Below are 17,231 nucleotides of genomic sequence, written 5' to 3' on the forward strand. Positions count from 1 at the left end.
TGCTGCCTGTCCGGGTGACGCCGGTCACCGTTGCGGACGCGATGGTTCTTTTGGTCATTTTGAAACCGCTTTTGAGGGGTACGGGCCCACCGGAGTCCCGCCTTCGACGCGCCGGGTCGCCGCTTGGTCCGGGCCGCTTCTCGCCGCCGGGCCGGATTGTGGAGATCTCGTTCTCCACCTGACATCCAAGGTTCGCGGCGCGCTGATCGGCATCGTGAGACGCATGAACTCGCTGGCGAACGACGTCGTGGTGGTGGGCGGCCGATGTGCCGGCGCGGCCACGGCGATGCTCCTGGCCCGGCGCGGGTTGCGGGTGACCCTGGTCGAGCGCAGCCGGATGCCGTCCGACACCCTGTCCACCCACGGCATCGCCCGCGGCGGCGTGGTGCAACTGTCCCGCTGGGGCCTGCTCGACGAGGTTCTGGCCAGCGGTGCTCCGGCGATCCGCCAGGTCGTCTTCGGCCTGGACGGCGTCGAGACCGTTCGCCCCCTCAAGGATCACGCGGGTGTCGACGTTCTGATCGCGCCGCGCCGCCACGTGCTCGACACGATCCTGTTGCGGGCGGCGGCTGAGGCCGGGGCGACCATCCGCACCGGCGTCGCCGCGGCCGGGGTTCTGCGTGCCGACGACGGCCGCGTCGAGGGCATTCGCTCCTCCGCGGGCGACATCCCGGCGCGCCTGACCATCGGCGCCGACGGCGTGCGCTCCCGCATGGCCACCTTCTTCGGCGCCGACCTCGTGGAGAGCCACCCGTCCGAGGCCGCGACCTACTACGTCTACGTCGCCGGCCTGCCGAACCGCGGCTTCGAGTACCACCTCGGCTCCGGCCTGTTCGCCGGCGTCTTCCCCACCCACGACGGCCTGTCGTGCGTCTGGGTCTGTGGCCCGGCCCCGATCACGTCGCGGGCCACGACCGGCTTCGCCGACCTGCTGGCCCGGGCCTCACCGTCGCTCGCCCGGCGGGTTTCCCAAGGCCACATCACGTCCCGGGTACGCGGGGCGGCCCGCCTGCCGAACCTTCGCCGCCGCGCCACCGGCCCCGGCTGGGCGCTGGTCGGCGACGCCGGCTACCACCGCGACCCGATCACCGGCCACGGCATGACCGACGCGTTCCGCGACGCCGAGCTGCTGGCCCGCGACATCTCCACCTACGAGCGGCGCCGTGACGACGCCGTGCGCGAGGTGTTCGCGATCACCCGTGAGATGACCCGGTTTCCACCGCCGGACGAATTCACGGCCCTTCAGCGGCGACTGAGCCGCGCCCTCGATGAGGAGGCCACCACGCTGGCCTCCATGCCCAAAGGGTCTGAATGGTGGATCAGCCAGGGCTGCGGCGTGGCCCAGAGCGGGCCTGACAGCCGCCACGAAACACCCAAATACAACACCGGTATTCGGGCGCTTCGCGCCGGATGCCAGCCACCCTCTGGACCTCGCCTCGCACTTGGCTGATCCACCATTCAAACCCTAGGAGAACTGGTATGACCGTCAACGGAGTCGACACGAGCACGCTGTTCGCCACGATCAACGCGGTGAAGGAACAGCCGTCACTGGCCGAGTTCCAGTTCCGCGCCCGCAACCGCTGGGTCAGCGGCACCCACAACCGCACCACGATCAACGGCTACTCCGGCGCCGGCCAGGAGCACGTCCGGGCCGTCGACCACGAGTACGACGCCGACCACCCGCCGGTCCTGACCGGCAGCGACCAGGGCCCGACCCCCGTCGAGTTCCTCCTGCACGCCTTGGCCGCCTGCCTGACCAGCGGCCTGGCCAACATCGCGGCGGCCCGGGGGATCCCGCTGACCGAGGTGACGTCCACCGTGGAGGGTGACATCGACCTCCAGGGCATCCTGGGCCTGAACAACGAGGTCCGCAACGGCTACCAGGCCATCCGCGTGACCTTCGAGATCCGCGGCGACGCCACCCCCGAGCAGCTCGCCGCCCTGCTCACCCAGTCCCGCAACCGGTCGGCCGTGTTGGACGTCCTGACCAACGGCGTGCCGATCGAGATCAAGATCAACACCCCGGCCGCCGCCGCGCCAACCCCGGCCTGACCCCACCGGCGTCGACCGCGATAGCGTCTCGACCCCTTTGCTCTGAGCGCGTATAGGCACCACCCCTCGACCCCCTTGCTCTGAGCGCATATAGGCAACACCCCGCGCCGGACCGCGCTGCGGTCGATCGCCGTACGTCCGGCCGCCGCGGAGCGAAACGCCGTCAGGGCCGGCTGAAAGCGCCGTCGCCGGCGGCCACCAACGAGATGCCGGACACCGCCACCAGATCGCGGACCGTCGCCGAGGCCAGGAAGCGCCCCGGCGACGCGCGGTCGGCGAGTCCCACCGCGACGTCGACACCGGGGCCGTCGACGATCCCGCCGTCCCGGGCGATCTCCGCGATGTGCAGACCCAGCCGAGCCTCACCGAGCGGCTTGGCCAGCACGTCGCGGATCGCGGTGGCCGGACCGTCGTACACCGCGATTTTCACCCCCGCCGGTGTGTGAGCGATGCGTACCGCGGCCAGCGGCGGCAGCTCGCCACGGATCGCGAGCACGGTGCCCAACGCCAGGTCGGGCGGCGACGCGGGCGTGATGTCGGACAGGAACGACTCCAGCGGATCCAGGATCTGGTTCGCGTCGATCGCCACGAAGTGATCCGCGCCCGGCAGCTCGACGAATCGCGCCCCAGGGATGTGCTCGGCCAGGTAGCGCCCCTCCTCGGGCCGGCTGTCCCGGTCGCCGCGGCGGTGCATGACCAGCGTCGGCACCCGTACCGAAGGAAGCGCGTCCCGCACGTCGACCAGCGTGTTCATCGCGATCAGCGCCCGTACCGTCGACGGGGTGGCCGCGGCCCGCGCCCGCTGCCCCCACCACCGCGCCATCGCGTCGTCGGCGGACGGCGCCATCACGCGCATGTCCGCCTCCCAGCTCCACTCGACCGCGAGCCGTTCCACGTAGCGTTCCCGCTCCTCGCGGGTCGGCGCCCACGGGTAGTCGTCGGAGCGCTCACGCTTCGCGTACGAGCCGTAGAGCGCGAGCGCCTCGACCCGGTCCGGGTGCATCGCCGCCAGCAGCGCGGCCATCGGCCCGCCCTCGGAGTAGCCGAACAGCACCGCCCGCCGCGACCCGGCCGCGTCCATCACGGTCAGCAGGTCGTGCATGCGGGTCTCCAGGTCGGGAACCTCCCGCGGCCGGTCGGAGAGCCCGGTGCCGCGTTTGTCGAAGCGGATCAGCCGCCCGAAGGTGCCCAGCCGGTCGAGGAACGCGGCGTGCCGCGGGTCGGCCCAGTCCAGCTCGAGGTGCGACACGAAGCCGGCGATCAGCACGATGTCCCGTGGCCCGCCGCCGGTGACCTGGTAGGCGATCTGCAGCCCGTCGCTCTCCGCATAACTCACCGGCTCATGCCGGACAGCCGGTGACGCCCCGCCCAGACGCACCGTGCCGACGAACCGGTAACCCTTCCCGTGCACGGTCCGGATCAGCCGCTGCGCCTGCCCGTTGTCGCCGATCGCCTGCCGCCCCTGCTTGATCCGGCTGGTCACGGCCGATTCGCTGACGAACCGTCCACCCCAGATCCGGTCCATGAGCTCTTCCTTGGGCACCACCCGGTCCCGCTGCGCGACGAGGTAGGCCAGAACCTCGAAGACCTGCGGTTCGACGGGCACGCGGACACCCGCCCGGCGCAGCTCGACGCCGTCCGGGTCGATCTCCATGTCCTCAAAAGCCCAGGTCACAAGGGCAACCTATCGTCGCGGCGTCACATGCCGCTACCGATGTCACCGCCGCTGCTGACCCACCCCGGTGGTGGCGGCGTCGAATACGGCCCTTTGCCGCCGGTGGCGCGTCCCGGCCCGTCGAGATGCTGGAGGCAGACGGCGCCCGGCACCGTCCAGCACTGCCCGCGCCCACCGCAGTCGGCGAGGTACCGCCGGGCGTCCGGCACGTCCACCGACTTGTCGACCCGGAAGAGCAGCGGAAGGCCGTCCGCCGGCTCTTCCCGAGCCTGCCGGTAGGTGACCGCCAACTCGTGGCCCGTTCCTCCGGACTCCACCCCGCCGGCCGCCTCGGCATGCGGAACCGGCCGCCCGACCGCGGCCGCGATGAACTCCGCGTACTCCCGCTCGTGCCGTACGAATTCCCGCCACCAGTCCGCGACCAGCACCGACGGCATGGAGCGCGCCCCGCGTGGATGCCGTGCGTGCAACCGGAACCACTGCCGCGCCGCATCCTCCACCATGGTCAGGTGCGCATCGGTCAAACCTGGCCGAGACGCGGCCAGCCGCTGGCGCACCCCCGTCGGGAACACATAGTCATCAACCGCGGCCACCCGCTTCGAGGCGCCGCCGAACACCCGGAGAGCCATGCGCCTCAGTGTGCGCCGGCGAACGGTCCTCGGACAGCGGCCCATTGGAGGAGCATGATGGTCTTGGCGTCCGCGATCCGCCCGTCATGACACATCGCCAGCGCTTCCTCGAACGGCAACTCGACGACGGCGATGTCCTCCCCGTCATCGGCCAGCCCGCCGCCGTCACCCGTCCGAGTGCCCGAGTCGTAGGGCGCCGCATAGAAATGCAGCCGCTCGGTGACCGACCCCGGGCTCATGTAGACGTCGAACACGTGCTGAAGCGAGCCCACCTCAACGCCCAGCTCCTCGGCCGCCTCCCGCCGGATGGCCGTCTCCGGATCATCGTCATCAAGCAGCCCCGCCGCCGTCTCCAGCAACATCCCGTCCGGATGATCATTCACATAGACGGGATACCGAAACTGCCGAGCGAGCAGAACCGTCCGCCGCGCCAGGTCATAGAGCAAGATCGTCGCCCCGTTCCCCCGGTCATAGGTCTCCCGCTGCTCCGTACTCCAGGTCCCATCCGCATGCCGGTAGTCATAGGTGGTCTTCCGCAGCACGTGCCACCCGCTGGCCACCAACTCCACCCGCCGAACCACAACATCCGGATTCCGATCCAGCCCCAGGCCGGCCCGATCCAGCCCCGTCCGCCCCCGATGATCAGGCACATCAACCCCGGCCACACCCATGCCGCCACCCTACGTTGATCTTCAAACCCATCCTTTTGGTACGCCTAGAGCACTCCCCGCCCGTCCGACCGCTGGCCCTGCTCCGAGCCCTCGCCGGGTCGCGTCGTCCCCTCGCGTCAGCCGTCCTTTGTCCGCCTCTTTCGCCGAACGGCCTTCCTTCGTTCGCCGATCGGCACACCTCGTGGACGTTTCTGCCGCATCCATCGCACGGCGCAACTCGTGGCCGGAGCGGGACTGGGTGGGTGATCGCGCTCGGTGCGGCCGTGGCGACCTGTGCCTCAGCCCGCGAAGGCTTCGCGGCAGTGGCGGGCGAAGGCTGCCGCGGCCGGGCTGGGTCGCGGCCGCCAGACAACGGCGAGCAGCGCCGGCAGCTCGATCCCGTCGATCGGCCGCGCGACCAGCTCCGGGAATCCAGCGGCCATCGATCGGCTCAGCACCGCGACGCCAAGGCCCCGCGCACCGAGATCTGCGACCGCGCCCGGTGCGGACGCTTCGAGCGCGATGACCGGCCTCAGCCCGGCGGCCGCGCATGCCTGATCGAAGGCGCTGCGGATTCCGGTCCCCGAGGGCAACGACACGATCGGGTGTTCGCAGAGCGTCGCCAACGGCAGAGCCGACCGACCGGCGAGCGGATGCCCCCGCGGCACGATGGCCGCCAGCCCCTCACTGATGATCACCTCGGCCGAGAGCCCGTCCGGTGGCTCACCGGCGATCCCGACCAGCGCGACATCCGAGAGCCCCGCCCGCACGTCGGCGATCAGCACATCCGAGTTGCCCTCCCGCAGCGCCAGCTCGATGCCCGGGTGCTCGTCATGGAACGCGGCCAGCGCCCCGAACCAGGGCTTCACCTCGCACCCCTGCACCATCCCGGCGACCAGCCGCCCGCGGAGCAGCCCATTCACCTCGTCAACGGCGCCGCGCAGCTGCTCGGCGGCGGCGAGCGCCTCCCGGGCGAACGGCAACGCCGCGCTACCGGCTCCGGTCAGCCGCGCGCTCCGAGCCGACCGATCGAACAACTCAGCGCCAAGCTCATTCTCGAGCGCCCGTACCTGCGCGCTGACCCCCGGCTGACTGATGTGCACCCGTTCAGCGGCCCGGGTGAAGTTCGCTTCCTCGGCCACCGCCACGAAGTACTCGAGCTGCCGCAACTCCATAACCACAGATTCTAGCCACTACAAGAACTATGAGTTGGATTTGTAGCGACAGCCGATGGAGGGTGAACTCATGAGCGAACGAGAGAAGGCCATGAAGCCGGAGGACCTGACCCGCCTGTTCGTCGAGCGCGCGAACGCCAAGGACGCCGAGGGCTTGTCGCTCCTGTACGAGGAGAACGCCGTGATGGCCTACCCGCCCGGCGAACAAACCGTCGGCCGAGCCGCCATCCGCACCCTCTGGGAGAACGCCCTGCCCCACCTGCCGGCCTTCGAGCCGGAGGAGCCGCTACCCACCCTGATCAGCGACAACCTGGCCCTGACCTCAACCCCGCCCAAGGACGGCGCAGGCGCCCGAGCCCAGGTGGTCCGCCGCCAGCCCGACGGCTCCTGGCTCCGCGTCCTCGACCAGCCGGAGTTCACCGCCCCCGCAAAGTCCCGCTGACTCAGCCCCCGGGTCGCGTGCCGCGTGGCCTCCGCGCAGCGGCGTCAGAGGATGACGCCAGCCTGAGTTCACCGCCGGCGCGAGGTTCCGCTGACCCGGGCCCGGATCGGGCGCCATGCAAGCTTCGTTGGCGGCCTCAAAGGGCGACGACCAGGCGTCGGTCGGCGGTGCCGGCCGCCTGGCGGGACCAGGCGTCGCCGATGTCGGCGAAGGCGACCGTCTCGTAGTCGAGGGTCAGCCGGCCCGCGCGCACGTGCTCGGCGATCACCGCGAGCGCGTCGGCCCGCTGCTCCTTGGTCAGCTCGGTGTTGGTGTAGCCGAGCACGCTCAGGTGCTTGCCTCGCAGGGTCGCCGAGTCGAACGGCGCGTTCTCGCCGGCCGAGCTGCCCAGGTTGACCAGCCGCCCGCCGGGGCGCAGCGCGTGCAGCGCCGCCACCGCCGGCGCCCCGAACACCGGGTCGACCACCAGATCGAACGGGCCGTGCTCGGCCAGACGCTCGTCGAGGGCCGGCCGATCGATCCGGACCACGGCTGCCGCCCCGGCCCGCTCGGCCCGGCGCTGGGCGGCGTCCGACCGGCACCCTGCGATGACCCGGCCCGCCCCGTGCAGCCTGGCCAACTGGATCGAGGCTTGCCCGACGACCCCGCCGCCGCCGAGGACCAGCACCTGCTCGCCCGAACGAAGGTCGCCACGCCAGGTCAGCGCCATCAGCGCGGCCACCGCCGACAGCCCGAGGGCCGCGATGAGACGGTGGTCAACGCCCTCGGGCAGCGGCACGACGTCACCGTCCGCGGCCACCGCCCACTCGGCCATGCTGCCGTTGCCGGGGAGCATGCCCGCCGACGTCGCGAACCACACGGGGGTGCCGTCCGCCAGCTCACCCACCCCTTGCACACCCGGGACGTACGGCGTCGCCGGCACCCCGAAATACGACGTCCCGGACGCGCACAGCAGGTCGAGCGGCGTGATCGAGGCGGCGGTCACGCGCACCCGGACCTCGCTCGGGCCGGCCGCGGGCTCGGGGCACTCGGCGACCGAGGGCGGCCGCCCGCAGGTGTCGACGACAGCGGCGCGCATCATGTCGCGATGTCGGGGTAGGGCAGGTCGAAGTGCTTGAGCCGGGCCCCGAACGCGATCTGGTATTCCAGCGGCCCATGGTCACGCTCGAACATCGCGATGAACAGGGTCAGCGTCAGGAACGGGTGTGCGCCCAGCTCGAAGAGCTTCACGTGGTCGTGACCGGCGAGCGCCGCACGCTCTTCGTCGGTGAACTTCAGCCAGGTGCTGGCCTCGCCGGTGTGGCAGTTCAGGACCGCGTTCGCCCGCTCGGCCTCCCACCAGCTCACCGTGCCGGCCGGGTCCTCCCGGTAGCGTTCCACCAGTTCGGGATCACGGTCCACCGTGTACAGAAACTTGTCCACCAGGTACTTGCTCACTTGGGCGCTCCGTTCGGGTACCAGGTGAAGTACGCCTCCATGGTGTGGAAGAGGTCGAGGCTGTCGACGTAGTCGGCCTTGGCCCCGGCGCCCGCCACGCCCATCATGAGCATGAAGTCCATGAACCCGTGCGTCGCGTTCCCCGGCGCGTGCAGGCTGTCGAGCGTCACCTCGGAGAGGCAGCTCTCCAGATCGCCGGTGGCGATCCACTCGACGGCCTTCCGGTCGAACTCCGGGTCGGGCCCGTGCTCGCCGAACTGTCGCGGCCCACCCAGCTCGAGCGAGAGATGGCCGGTGCCGATGATCGCCACCCGCAGGTCGGACGGCCAGGACTCGACAATCTCCCGGATCGTCTCGCCCAGCTGCACGAACCGTTTCGGCCGGGGGAGCGGTGGCGCGAAGATGTTCGTGTAGATCGGCACGATCGGAAGGTCGGCCTCGGGCCGCAGGGTGATGATCGGGCACGTGATGCTGTGGTCGATCCGCAGCTCGTTGCTGAAGGCCAGGTCGAAGTCGCGGTCGATGCCCTGGCGCAGCAGATGGGCGGACAGGTCCTCGTCGCCCTTGAGCAGCATTCGCGGCAGCCCGAACTCGCGCTCCTCGTTGTACCAGTTAGCGTCGTAGAACGGCGCCTTGCCGATCAGGAACTGTGGCATGTTGTCGAGCCACAGCTGGTGGAAGTGGTCGGAGCCGACCATGACCAGCACGTCCGGGTTGGCCCGGGTCAACGTTTCGCGGAACGCGGTGATCTTGCGTACCCACTCGTCGGCGAAGGGCGGACGATCTTCGCCGGTCGCTGTGCTGGCCCGGTAGTAGAACGGGTGGTGGGTGGAGGCGATCACCGCTACGACGGTGGCCACGGCGGCTCCTCTCTGTGGTCTGTTCGGGCGGTGGTCTACTCGGCTTGGTCGAGGTCGGTGTAGACCGCGTTGCGGTCGACGGTCAGGTAGATGTCCATGCCCAGCGGGCGGCGCCGTTCCTCGGCGAGGTGGCCGAGCAGCCCGGCCGCCCGGGCCAGCAACGCGAAGCCGCGCAGCAGGTCGACCGGCAGGCCCAGGTCGGCCAGCGCCGCCCCGCACACGCCGGCGCCGTTGAGCGGGAGCGTCCGGCCCAGCACCTGTGGATGCACCCGGCCGATCGCCTCGAACAGCCGCAGGTGTGGCCCGCGCAGTCCCTCTTCGTCGGCGATGCCGATCAGCACCGGCGTACGCGGATCCTGAACCTTGTGAACGGGGTGCCCGAGCCCGGGGATGAGCCGCTTCGCCGACCGGGCGGCCCGGACCGCCTCCAGCGCGACCGCGTCCCACCCGGCGTCGTCCTCGGGTTGCGTCTCGAGGCCCCGAAGCGTGTCGTGCAGGAACCGTCCACAGTCTTCAGTGACACCGAGGAACCGGGAGCCACCGCCGAGGAGGCCGGCCGCGAGGGCGCCCTGCAACGACTCGGGCGCGCTCAGGTAGGTCAGCCGGGCCGCGATCGCGGTCGGCGTGAAGCCGTGGTCGGCCAGGGCGACCAGCACCGCCTCGAAGACCCGCGTCTCGCCCGCGGTCGGGCGGTGCCCGGCCACCAGCCAGTAGGCCAGCTCGCCGAACCCGACCTTGCCCATCAGATCGGCCGCGAGGTCGTGGCCGAGCAGCCGGATCTGGTCGGCGTCGGACGTGCCGATCGAGGTCGGGAAGCTCAGTTCTCGGTCAGCCACGCGCGGATCTCCTCACCGTGCTCGTCAAGGGCCGGGGGCGGCAACTCGTATCCCGCCGGGGTCTGCGAGAACGTGATCGGGTTGCGGACACCCGGCACGTCGCCCACGGTCACGACCGGTTCCAGGCCGAGTTCCTCGGCGAGCGCGAACCCGCCGTCGATCGTGTTGATCGGAGCGCACGCCACGCCGGCCGCCAGCAGCTCGCGGAACCACTCGTCCTTGGTGCGCTTGGCCAGCCGCTCGACCAGGATCGGCCGAAGCTCGGCGCGGTTGGCCGTGCGGTCCTGGTTGTGCGCGAAGCGCGGGTCGTCGGGCAGCCCGGGCAGATCGAGCACCTGGCACAGCTTGCGGAACTGGCCGTCGTTGCCGGTGATCACGATGAGGTCGCCGTCGGCGGTGGGCAGCGGCTCGTACGGGAACAGGCTCGGATGCGCGTTTCCCATCCGGAACGGCACAGAACCGCCCGCGACGAACCCGCTGCTGTGGTTGACCAGCCCGGACAGCGCGGACGACAGCAGGTTGACCTCGATCCGCTGGCCGGTGCCGTGCTCGTCGCGGTGGCGGAGGGCGGCCAGGATGCCGATGCTGGCGTGCATGCCGGCCATCACGTCGAACACCGAGATGCCGGCCCGGTAGGGCGGGCCGTCCGGGTCGCCGGTCAGGCTCATCAGGCCGGAGATCGCCTGGACCATCAGGTCGTACCCGGGATAGCTCGCGCCCTTGCCGGTGCCGAAGCCGGTGATCGACGCGTAGATGATGCCGGGATTGGTGTCGCTGACCGTCTCGTGGTCGAGACCGAAGCGCTGGAGCCCGCCCGGCCGGAAGTTCTCGATCAGCACGTCGGCACGGCGCGCGAGGCGCTGGGCGACATCCAGATCATCGGGATTCTTCAGATCGAGGGCGATGGAACGCTTGTTGCGGTTGACTCCGAGGTAGTAGGTCGCGATGCCGTCCCGGACCGGAGGCATCCAGGTGCGGGTGTCGTCACCGCCCGGGCTCTCCACCTTGATGACCTGCGCGCCGAGATCGGCGAGCAGCATCGTCGCGTACGGACCCGCGAGGATCCGGGAGAAGTCGGCCACCACCAGGCCGCTGAGAGGTCCCATGTCCGCCCTTCATCGCGTCCGCCAGGCGGACGATCGTCCGCTGCCGAGAAGTCTTCTCCTCTCGCGGACGCGATGTCAACCGCCTCGTGACAGCCCGGAAATCTGGCCTTGACACACGGTTAGCGGCGGGAGCAACCTGATGGCCTCACAGCGACCGCCAGACGGACGACTGTCCGCCGAGGCTCGAAGGGGAGTGAACGGCGATGAGTGAAAGCGTGGTTTTCCGCAACGGCTTAGTGCTCACCATGGATGACGCACACACCGTCCTGACGGGTGCGGACGTGTTGGTGGTCGATGACCGGATCGCCGAGGTCGGCGTCGGCCTCACCGCGCCCGAGGGCGCCGTGGAGATCGACGCGTCCGGCGGCATCGTGATGCCCGGCATGATCGACACCCACCGCCACATGTGGCAGACCGCGATGCGGGGGTACGGCGCCGACTGGACCCTGACGCAGTACTTCGTCTGGTACTACCTCGAGTCCGGCAAGCTGTTCCGTCCCGAGGACATCTACGCCGGCAACCTGCTCGCCGCGATCGAGGCGATCGACGCCGGCGTCACCACGACCGTCGACTGGTCCCACGGCCTGCAGACCCCGCAGCACGCCGACGCCGCGGTCGACGCGCTGGAGGCGGTGCCCGGCCGGTTCGTCCTGGCCTACGGCAACATCCAGCAGGGCCCGTGGGACTGGTCGACGAGCGACGGCTTCCGTGACTTCGTCAACCGCCGGATCACCAGCGGCAACGACATGCTCGGCTTCCAGATGGCGTTCGACGTGACCGGCGACCCGGCGTTCCCCGAGAAGGCGGCCTTCGAGGTGGCGCGTGAGCTGGGCGTGCCGGTGACCACGCACGCCGGCGTCTGGGGCGCGACCAACGACGACGGCATCCGGCTGATGCACGAGAACGGCTTCATGACGCCACAGAACATCTACGTGCACTCGGCGACGCTGAACCAGGATTCGTACAACCGCATCGCGGCCACCGGCGGCTCGGTTTCCGTGTCCACCGAGAGCGAGCAGAGCGCCGGCCAGGGCTACCCGCCCACCTGGACGCTGCGCGACCACAACATCCCGGTGTCGCTGTCGATGGACACCAGCGTGTGGTGGAGCGGCGACCTCTTCTCCGCGATGCGGACCACCCTCGGCGCCGACCGGTCCCGCGAGCACATGGCGGCGCACGCCAACGCCGAGACCGTCACCCACCTCCACCTGCGCGCCGAGCAGGTGGTCGACTGGGCCACCCGCGGCGGCAGCAAGGCGCTCGGGCTCGACGACAAGGTCGGCAGCCTCGAGCCGGGCAAGAAGGCCGACGTCGTGCTGATCAAGAACGACGCCTCGCCGGTGATGTTCCCGATCCTCAACCCGTACGGTCACGTCGCCTTCCAGGCCCAGCGCGGCGACGTGCACACCGTGATGATCAACGGCCGGTTGGTCAAGCGTGACCACCGCTTGGTCGACGTCGACCTGGCCGCGGCGCGAAGCAAGGTCGAGGCCACGGTCGACCATCTGATCGGCCAGATGGGTAAGGAGGCCTGGGAGAAGGGCATGAACCCGGACGTGCCCGAGACCAAGGTGACGGACAACCCTTACACCTACACCGAGTGGGACGCCGGATCGGCGCAGTGGAAGCATTGAGCCTCATGGGACTCGAGGGAGGCAGGATGGCGCGCGACGACGCCGGCCCTGACTTCATCGAGGCCTTGGCCCGCGGGCTCGAGGTGCTCCGGAGCTTCCGGCCGGAGCGCCGGGTGTCGACGCTCAGCGAGATCGCCGCGGACACTGGCCTCGCGCGGCCGACCGTGCGGCGGATGCTGATGACGCTCATCGCGCTGGGTTACGTGCGCAACCACGACCGCGGGTTCGTCCTGGCGCCCCGGGTGCTCGAACTCGGCATGACCTACATCAACTCCCTCGACATGTGGGATGTCGCCCGTCCCCACCTCGAGAAGCTGGTCGCGCAGACGAACGAGTCGAGCTCGATGGCGCAGCTGGACGAGGGCGACATCGTCTACGTCGCCCGGGTCGCGGTGCCGAAGATCGTGACCCTGGCGGTCTCGATCGGCACGCGCTTCCCGGCGATCGCGACCTCGATGGGCAAGGTGCTGCTCGCGGCGCAAGACTTCAACACTCTCGACTTCCTGTGGGAGGAGCCGAGCCGGTCCGGTGTCACGCCGCGCTGGCAGCCGACGCCGAACGAGCTGTTCCGGGAGCTGCGCGAGGTCCGGGCGAAGGGCTGGGCGCTGGCCGACCAAGACCTCGCGCCCGGCATCCGGTCGATCGCGACCGGCATCCGGGACGCCGAGGGCGAGGTGGTCGCGGCCGTCAACATCACGGTGCACGCCGCCGAGACGCCGGTGGAGAAGCTGACCGGCGATTACCTGCCGCTGCTGCTGCGCACGGCCGCGGACATCAGCCACGACTGGGCGATGTTGGGCAGCCTTCCGGTGAAGACGATCACACCCGGCAGTGGTGGATGAGTAATCTTTCATGGCTTTCCTGCCGATCGGCACTGGCCGGAAGTGGCTCTTTGACGGCACGATCGACAGGTGACGACCTTCGGGCGCGTTCCCTTCCCGATCTCGCTGACCGGCGAGGGCGTCCAGCTGCGCGAATGGACCTCGGAGGACCTCGACGACCTGGTTGAGCTGCTGGACGAGCCCGACATCGCGCGGTGGACGCCGATGCCGTCACCGTTCGACGTGGCGGCCGGGATCGCGTACCTGAAACGGGCGCAGCAGGGCCGGATCACCGGGCAACGCCTCCAGCTGGCGATCACGGCCGACGGGCTCCGGCCGCTCGGCGAGGTGCTGCTCTTCGGCGTCGACCCCGGCCTCAAGGAGGCCGAGCTGGGCTATCTGATCGGCGCGCCCTTTCGCCGCCGCGGGCTGGCGTCGGCGGCGCTGTCACTGCTCTCCGGGTACGCCCACAGCACGCTCAACCTGAGCCGGCTGCTGCTGCGCATCGACCCGGCCAACACGGCCAGCACCTCGGTGGCGCGGCATTGCGGTTACCGGCTGACCGGCGAGCCGCCGATCCTGCAGGAGGGGCCGTACGGTCCGAGCAGCCTGGACACGTGGGAGCTGGTCGAGGCCCACACGGGCGCCCGCAGGGAGCGGCTGCGCAACGTGCCGACCCGGCGCTACGGCCGTCGCCCCTGACCGGGCGCCACCACCGCGACGGCGCGAGGACCGGCCGATGGCGCCGGGCCCGGGGTGAGACGAGCGGCGGCCGCCTCCGTTACGACTGCCGTCCTTGACCTGGGCGTCGCGCCGCAACGGCGCGAGGACGGCCGAGGTGGCGGGCGCGGAGGACGAGCGGGCGGGGCCAGAAGGCGGAGGGCGGCCGAGGTGGCGGGCGCGGAAGACGGGCGACCGGGACCGAAGAGGCGGGAGAAGCTGACAGGCCTTGTCAGGCACGGCGGTCTAGGGTCGGCGTCATGGCTGTTCAGCAGGTTGATCGCGAGCGGGTGATGGCATTCCGGGTGGCGGCTGTCGGGCTGGCCGAGCGCGGACAGGACCGGCCGGGGGATCTGCCGCTGCTTGATCTCGGGGTGCAGGAGTACACGCCGGGGTCGGTTCGGGTGGCGCTGGCCGCGCGTACCCAAGCTGATCTTGAAGACAAGCGACTGGTGATGGTCTGGGCGGCCCGGGGAGCGCCGCATCTGCACCGGAAGCGGGATCTGTGGGATCTGGCGCGCGCGTTGTGGCCGGTCAGCGACGCGGATGCGACGGCGCGGATCCAGAGCGGGCAGATCCGTGAGGGGATGAAGCTCGGGATCCGGGCGTTCACGGCCACGGCCGAGGCCAACCGCAAGGTTGTCACGGGCTCGATGCCGCGGGGCGAGGTCAGCACCCAGGTCAGCAAGCTGGTGCCGAAGGAGCTCACGTACTTCTGCCGGACCTGCGACGCCCAGCACATCGCGGGCAACGTGTGGCAGCACGCCGGTCTGGCCGGCGGCCTCCAGGTCGAGTCGCGGGGCAAGGACGCGACGCTGGGGCCGATCAAGGACTGGCCCGGCGTACCCGAGGAGAACGACGGTTTTGACCGATTGATCCGGCTCTATCTGCGGATGCTCGGGCCGGCCGGGCCGCTCGAGGTGGGGAAGTACTTCGGCAGTTCGACGGCCGAGATGAAGAAGGTGTGGCCGGACGATCTGGCCGAGGTCGGCGTCGACGGACGCAAGGCGTGGCTGCCCGCCGACGCGGTGGACGACCTGGTCAAGGCGAAGGCGCCGAGCGGGGTGCGGTTCGTGCCGCCGATGGACGCGCTGCTGCAGAGCCGCGACCGCGACCTGCTGGTGCCGGACAGGAAGCAGCAGAAAGAAGTGTGGCGCACGCTCGGCAACCCGGGCGCGCTGCTGGTCGACGGGGAGGTCGCGGGCGTGTGGCGGGCCAAGATGGCCGGTCGGAAGCGGGTCGATCTGTCCGTGACGGCGTTCGGGGGAGCGCCGAGCGCCAAGGTGCGGAAGGCGGTCGAGGCCGAGGCGGCCGAGGTGGCGCGGGCCCGGGAGGTGCCGGAGGCGAGCGTCGCCTACAGCTGATGGTCGCCGGGCCGGAAGCGACGATTGCGGTACGCCAGCGACGCCACGATCACCGTCGCGCAGGCGGCGGCGACGCCCGCCCCGATCCACCAGCCGCTGACCGCCAGGATCAGCGCGGTCACCCACACCGCGACCGCCACCATGATCAACAAGATCGGCGGGCGGCGGCGGCCCGGGCGGCCGCCGGCGGCCATGCGCTCGCAGAACTCCGGGTCGTCGCGGCGCAGCTGCCGCTCCAACTGCGCAAGCCTGCGAGTGTCTTCTCTGCTCAGCATGTCGCCACCTCTCGGTCCGGTGCTCCCGGTTCCCAGACGCATCGACCGGGCCCCATCGCAACCCCGGTGATGACATTGTTACCCGGCGGTCGCAAGACCGGTACTTCCGGGCCTGCCGAGATGATGCCCGATCGATGCCCGCAGGACATCGCACCGGAGGTGTGATTGGGCTGTTCAGGCCGCCCGGAAGACCCAGATGCGCATCAACAGGAACCGCACGCCGGTGGCGACGGCGTTGGCGGTCACCAGGACGGCCAGCTCCAGCCAGGCCGCCGGGGCCGTCGTGGTCGAGTGGAGCAGCGCCAGCGAGCCACTGGTCAGCGCCAGCCCGATGCCGAAGACGACCAGGCCCTGGGCCTGATGCCGCCAGGCGCGGTCGTTTCCGCGTACCCGGAAAGTGAGCCGGCGGTTGGCCGCTGTGTTGGCCACCGCCGTGAGCAGCAGGGCCAGCAGATTGGCCCACTGGGCGCCGAGACCGACCCGGAGCAGGGCAAAGATCACCAGGTAGGCCAGCGTGCTCGCCAGCCCGACGCCCGCGAAACGCAACAGCTGCCCGGTCAGCCCGGCCGGCACGCCCGCCACCGGCAGCGGATAACGCCCCAGTTGCTCGCGGAGCGCCGCCAGCGGAATGCGCCCGCTGCCCAGGCCGCGGGCCAGCCGCACGATGCCCTTGAGGTCGGCGATCGCCGTCGACACGATGTCCACCCGGCTGTCCGGGTCGTCCACCCAGTCCACCGGCACCTCGTGGATGCGCAGGCCGGCCCGCTCGGCCAGGACCAGCATCTCGGTGTCGAAGAACCACCCGGTGTCCTCGACCATCGGCAGCAGCCGGGCCGCCACGTCGCCGCGGATCGCCTTGAAGCCGCACTGCGCGTCGGAGAACCGCGCCGCGAGCGTGCCGCGCAGCAGCAGGTTGTAGCCGCGCGAGATGAACTCCCGCTTGGCGCCGCGCACGACCCGGGATCCGCGGCTGAGCCGCGACCCGATCGCGAGGTCCGAGTGGCCCGAGATGAGCGGCGCGACCAGCGGCAGGAGGGCGGCCAGGTCGGTGGAGAGATCAACATCCATGTACGCCAGGGCGGCCGCGTCCGAGTGCGTCCACACGTGCTTGAGCGCCCGTCCCCGCCCCTTCTGCGCCAGGTGCACAGCGGTGACCTCGGGCAGCGCCTCGACCAGATCCGTGGCCACGGCCGCGGTGGCGTCGGTGCTGGCGTTGTCCGCGATCGTGATCCGGAACCGGTAGGGGAACCGCGCCGACAGGTAGTCGTGCAGCCGGCGGACGCATGGCTCGAGGTCGATCTCCTCGTTGTAGACGGGAACGACGACATCGAGGACCGGAGCGTCCAGGCGCAGCGGCGCGGTCGCGGGCTCGGGCAGCGTGGAAAGGCTCATGCCACCAAGGTCGACTGCGGTGCTTTGCCCCGAATGTGGCAAAGCTGTGCCGGCCCTATGAATGCTGCGTCACCGGCCAGGGCAGCGTCATCATCCGCGCCGACCGCCTGCCCACCCGGCCCGGCGCCGACGCCGTCGTCGTCCGCTTCGAAGTCACCGACAC

18 protein-coding genes are annotated in these 17,231 nt (G+C 70.6%); 7 read left to right on the forward strand and 11 right to left on the reverse strand.

What is annotated here, in order from left to right:
• The first annotated feature begins 223 nt into the window (after positions 1–223).
• The gene (locus AB0M54_RS38225; protein ID WP_364476814.1) at positions 224–1,450 is read left to right on the forward strand and encodes an NAD(P)/FAD-dependent oxidoreductase; all 1,227 of its coding nucleotides are present in this window, start codon (positions 224–226) and stop codon (positions 1,448–1,450) included.
• Between the two features lie 29 nt (positions 1,451–1,479).
• The gene (locus tag AB0M54_RS38230; RefSeq protein ID WP_364318209.1) at positions 1,480–2,052 is read left to right on the forward strand and encodes an OsmC family protein; all 573 of its coding nucleotides are present in this window, start codon (positions 1,480–1,482) and stop codon (positions 2,050–2,052) included.
• A 163-nt stretch (positions 2,053–2,215) separates the two neighbouring features.
• Here AB0M54_RS38230 and AB0M54_RS38235 read toward each other — a convergent pair whose 3' ends face one another.
• The 4 genes from AB0M54_RS38235 to AB0M54_RS38250 all read right to left on the reverse strand — a co-directional run bounded on the left by AB0M54_RS38235 (position 2,216) and on the right by AB0M54_RS38250 (position 6,181).
• The gene (locus tag AB0M54_RS38235; RefSeq protein ID WP_364318210.1) at positions 2,216–3,727 is read right to left on the reverse strand and encodes an alpha/beta fold hydrolase; all 1,512 of its coding nucleotides are present in this window, start codon (positions 3,725–3,727) and stop codon (positions 2,216–2,218) included.
• A gap of 23 nt (positions 3,728–3,750) precedes the next feature.
• Entirely contained in the window at positions 3,751–4,356 is a 606-nt protein-coding gene (locus AB0M54_RS38240; RefSeq protein ID WP_364476816.1) for a hypothetical protein, read from the reverse strand.
• A 5-nt stretch (positions 4,357–4,361) separates the two neighbouring features.
• Positions 4,362–5,027 (reverse strand): NUDIX domain-containing protein, encoded by a 666-nt coding sequence (locus AB0M54_RS38245; protein WP_364318214.1) that lies wholly within the window; start codon positions 5,025–5,027, stop codon positions 4,362–4,364.
• 278 nt (positions 5,028–5,305) lie between these two features.
• The gene (locus tag AB0M54_RS38250; RefSeq protein ID WP_364318216.1) at positions 5,306–6,181 is read right to left on the reverse strand and encodes a LysR substrate-binding domain-containing protein; all 876 of its coding nucleotides are present in this window, start codon (positions 6,179–6,181) and stop codon (positions 5,306–5,308) included.
• 91 nt (positions 6,182–6,272) lie between these two features.
• On the opposite strand from AB0M54_RS38250, the gene AB0M54_RS38255 reads away from it, so the two are divergent.
• Complete coding sequence (locus AB0M54_RS38255; protein WP_364319020.1) at positions 6,273–6,623, forward strand: nuclear transport factor 2 family protein; 351 nt, start codon at positions 6,273–6,275, stop codon at positions 6,621–6,623.
• A gap of 136 nt (positions 6,624–6,759) precedes the next feature.
• Here AB0M54_RS38255 and AB0M54_RS38260 read toward each other — a convergent pair whose 3' ends face one another.
• Genes AB0M54_RS38260 through AB0M54_RS38280 form a run of 5 tightly spaced genes read right to left on the reverse strand, consistent with a single transcriptional unit; the run spans position 6,760 to position 10,862 of the window.
• On the reverse strand, positions 6,760–7,704 hold the full coding sequence (locus AB0M54_RS38260; RefSeq protein WP_364476818.1) for a zinc-binding alcohol dehydrogenase family protein: 945 nt from the start codon (positions 7,702–7,704) through the stop codon (positions 6,760–6,762).
• On the reverse strand, positions 7,701–8,060 hold the full coding sequence (locus AB0M54_RS38265; RefSeq protein ID WP_364318220.1) for a hypothetical protein: 360 nt from the start codon (positions 8,058–8,060) through the stop codon (positions 7,701–7,703). The genes AB0M54_RS38260 and AB0M54_RS38265 overlap by 4 nt, the downstream gene beginning before the upstream one ends.
• A complete protein-coding gene (locus tag AB0M54_RS38270) occupies positions 8,057–8,920 on the reverse strand; it encodes an extradiol ring-cleavage dioxygenase (protein WP_364476820.1) in 864 nt (287 codons plus the stop codon). Before AB0M54_RS38270 ends, AB0M54_RS38265 begins: the two co-directional genes overlap by 4 nt.
• Positions 8,921–8,955: 35 nt before the next feature.
• The gene (locus AB0M54_RS38275) at positions 8,956–9,756 is read right to left on the reverse strand and encodes a citryl-CoA lyase (RefSeq protein ID WP_364318223.1); all 801 of its coding nucleotides are present in this window, start codon (positions 9,754–9,756) and stop codon (positions 8,956–8,958) included.
• Positions 9,738–10,862, reverse strand: coding sequence for a CoA transferase (locus AB0M54_RS38280; protein WP_364318225.1), 1,125 nt, complete (start codon positions 10,860–10,862; stop codon positions 9,738–9,740). Before AB0M54_RS38280 ends, AB0M54_RS38275 begins: the two co-directional genes overlap by 19 nt.
• Before the next feature lie 203 nt (positions 10,863–11,065).
• Between AB0M54_RS38280 and AB0M54_RS38285 the strand changes: the two genes are divergently transcribed.
• From AB0M54_RS38285 to AB0M54_RS38300, 4 genes are all read left to right on the forward strand, one after another.
• Positions 11,066–12,496 (forward strand): amidohydrolase family protein, encoded by a 1,431-nt coding sequence (locus AB0M54_RS38285; RefSeq protein ID WP_364318227.1) that lies wholly within the window; start codon positions 11,066–11,068, stop codon positions 12,494–12,496.
• A 26-nt stretch (positions 12,497–12,522) separates the two neighbouring features.
• On the forward strand, positions 12,523–13,338 hold the full coding sequence (locus AB0M54_RS38290; RefSeq protein ID WP_364318228.1) for an IclR family transcriptional regulator C-terminal domain-containing protein: 816 nt from the start codon (positions 12,523–12,525) through the stop codon (positions 13,336–13,338).
• A gap of 69 nt (positions 13,339–13,407) precedes the next feature.
• Positions 13,408–14,019 carry a GNAT family N-acetyltransferase gene (locus AB0M54_RS38295; protein ID WP_364476822.1) on the forward strand — a complete coding sequence of 204 codons (612 nt, stop codon included), beginning with the start codon at positions 13,408–13,410 and terminating at the stop codon, positions 14,017–14,019.
• A gap of 278 nt (positions 14,020–14,297) precedes the next feature.
• Positions 14,298–15,401, forward strand: a complete 1,104-nt coding sequence (locus tag AB0M54_RS38300) for a crosslink repair DNA glycosylase YcaQ family protein (protein ID WP_364476824.1) — start codon at positions 14,298–14,300, stop codon at positions 15,399–15,401.
• Here the strand turns inward: AB0M54_RS38300 and AB0M54_RS38305 are convergent.
• Together AB0M54_RS38305 and AB0M54_RS38310 are read right to left on the reverse strand one after the other, a co-directional pair.
• Positions 15,392–15,676 carry a DUF3040 domain-containing protein gene (locus AB0M54_RS38305; protein WP_364318233.1) on the reverse strand — a complete coding sequence of 95 codons (285 nt, stop codon included), beginning with the start codon at positions 15,674–15,676 and terminating at the stop codon, positions 15,392–15,394. The genes AB0M54_RS38300 and AB0M54_RS38305 overlap by 10 nt on opposite strands.
• A 174-nt stretch (positions 15,677–15,850) precedes the next feature.
• Positions 15,851–17,068 carry a bifunctional glycosyltransferase family 2/GtrA family protein gene (locus AB0M54_RS38310; protein ID WP_364476826.1) on the reverse strand — a complete coding sequence of 406 codons (1,218 nt, stop codon included), beginning with the start codon at positions 17,066–17,068 and terminating at the stop codon, positions 15,851–15,853.
• Positions 17,069–17,231 lie beyond the last annotated feature (163 nt).

Origin of the sequence: Actinoplanes sp. NPDC051470, assembly GCF_040682035.1 — a bacterium.
GTDB lineage: Bacteria > Actinomycetota > Actinomycetes > Mycobacteriales > Micromonosporaceae > Actinoplanes.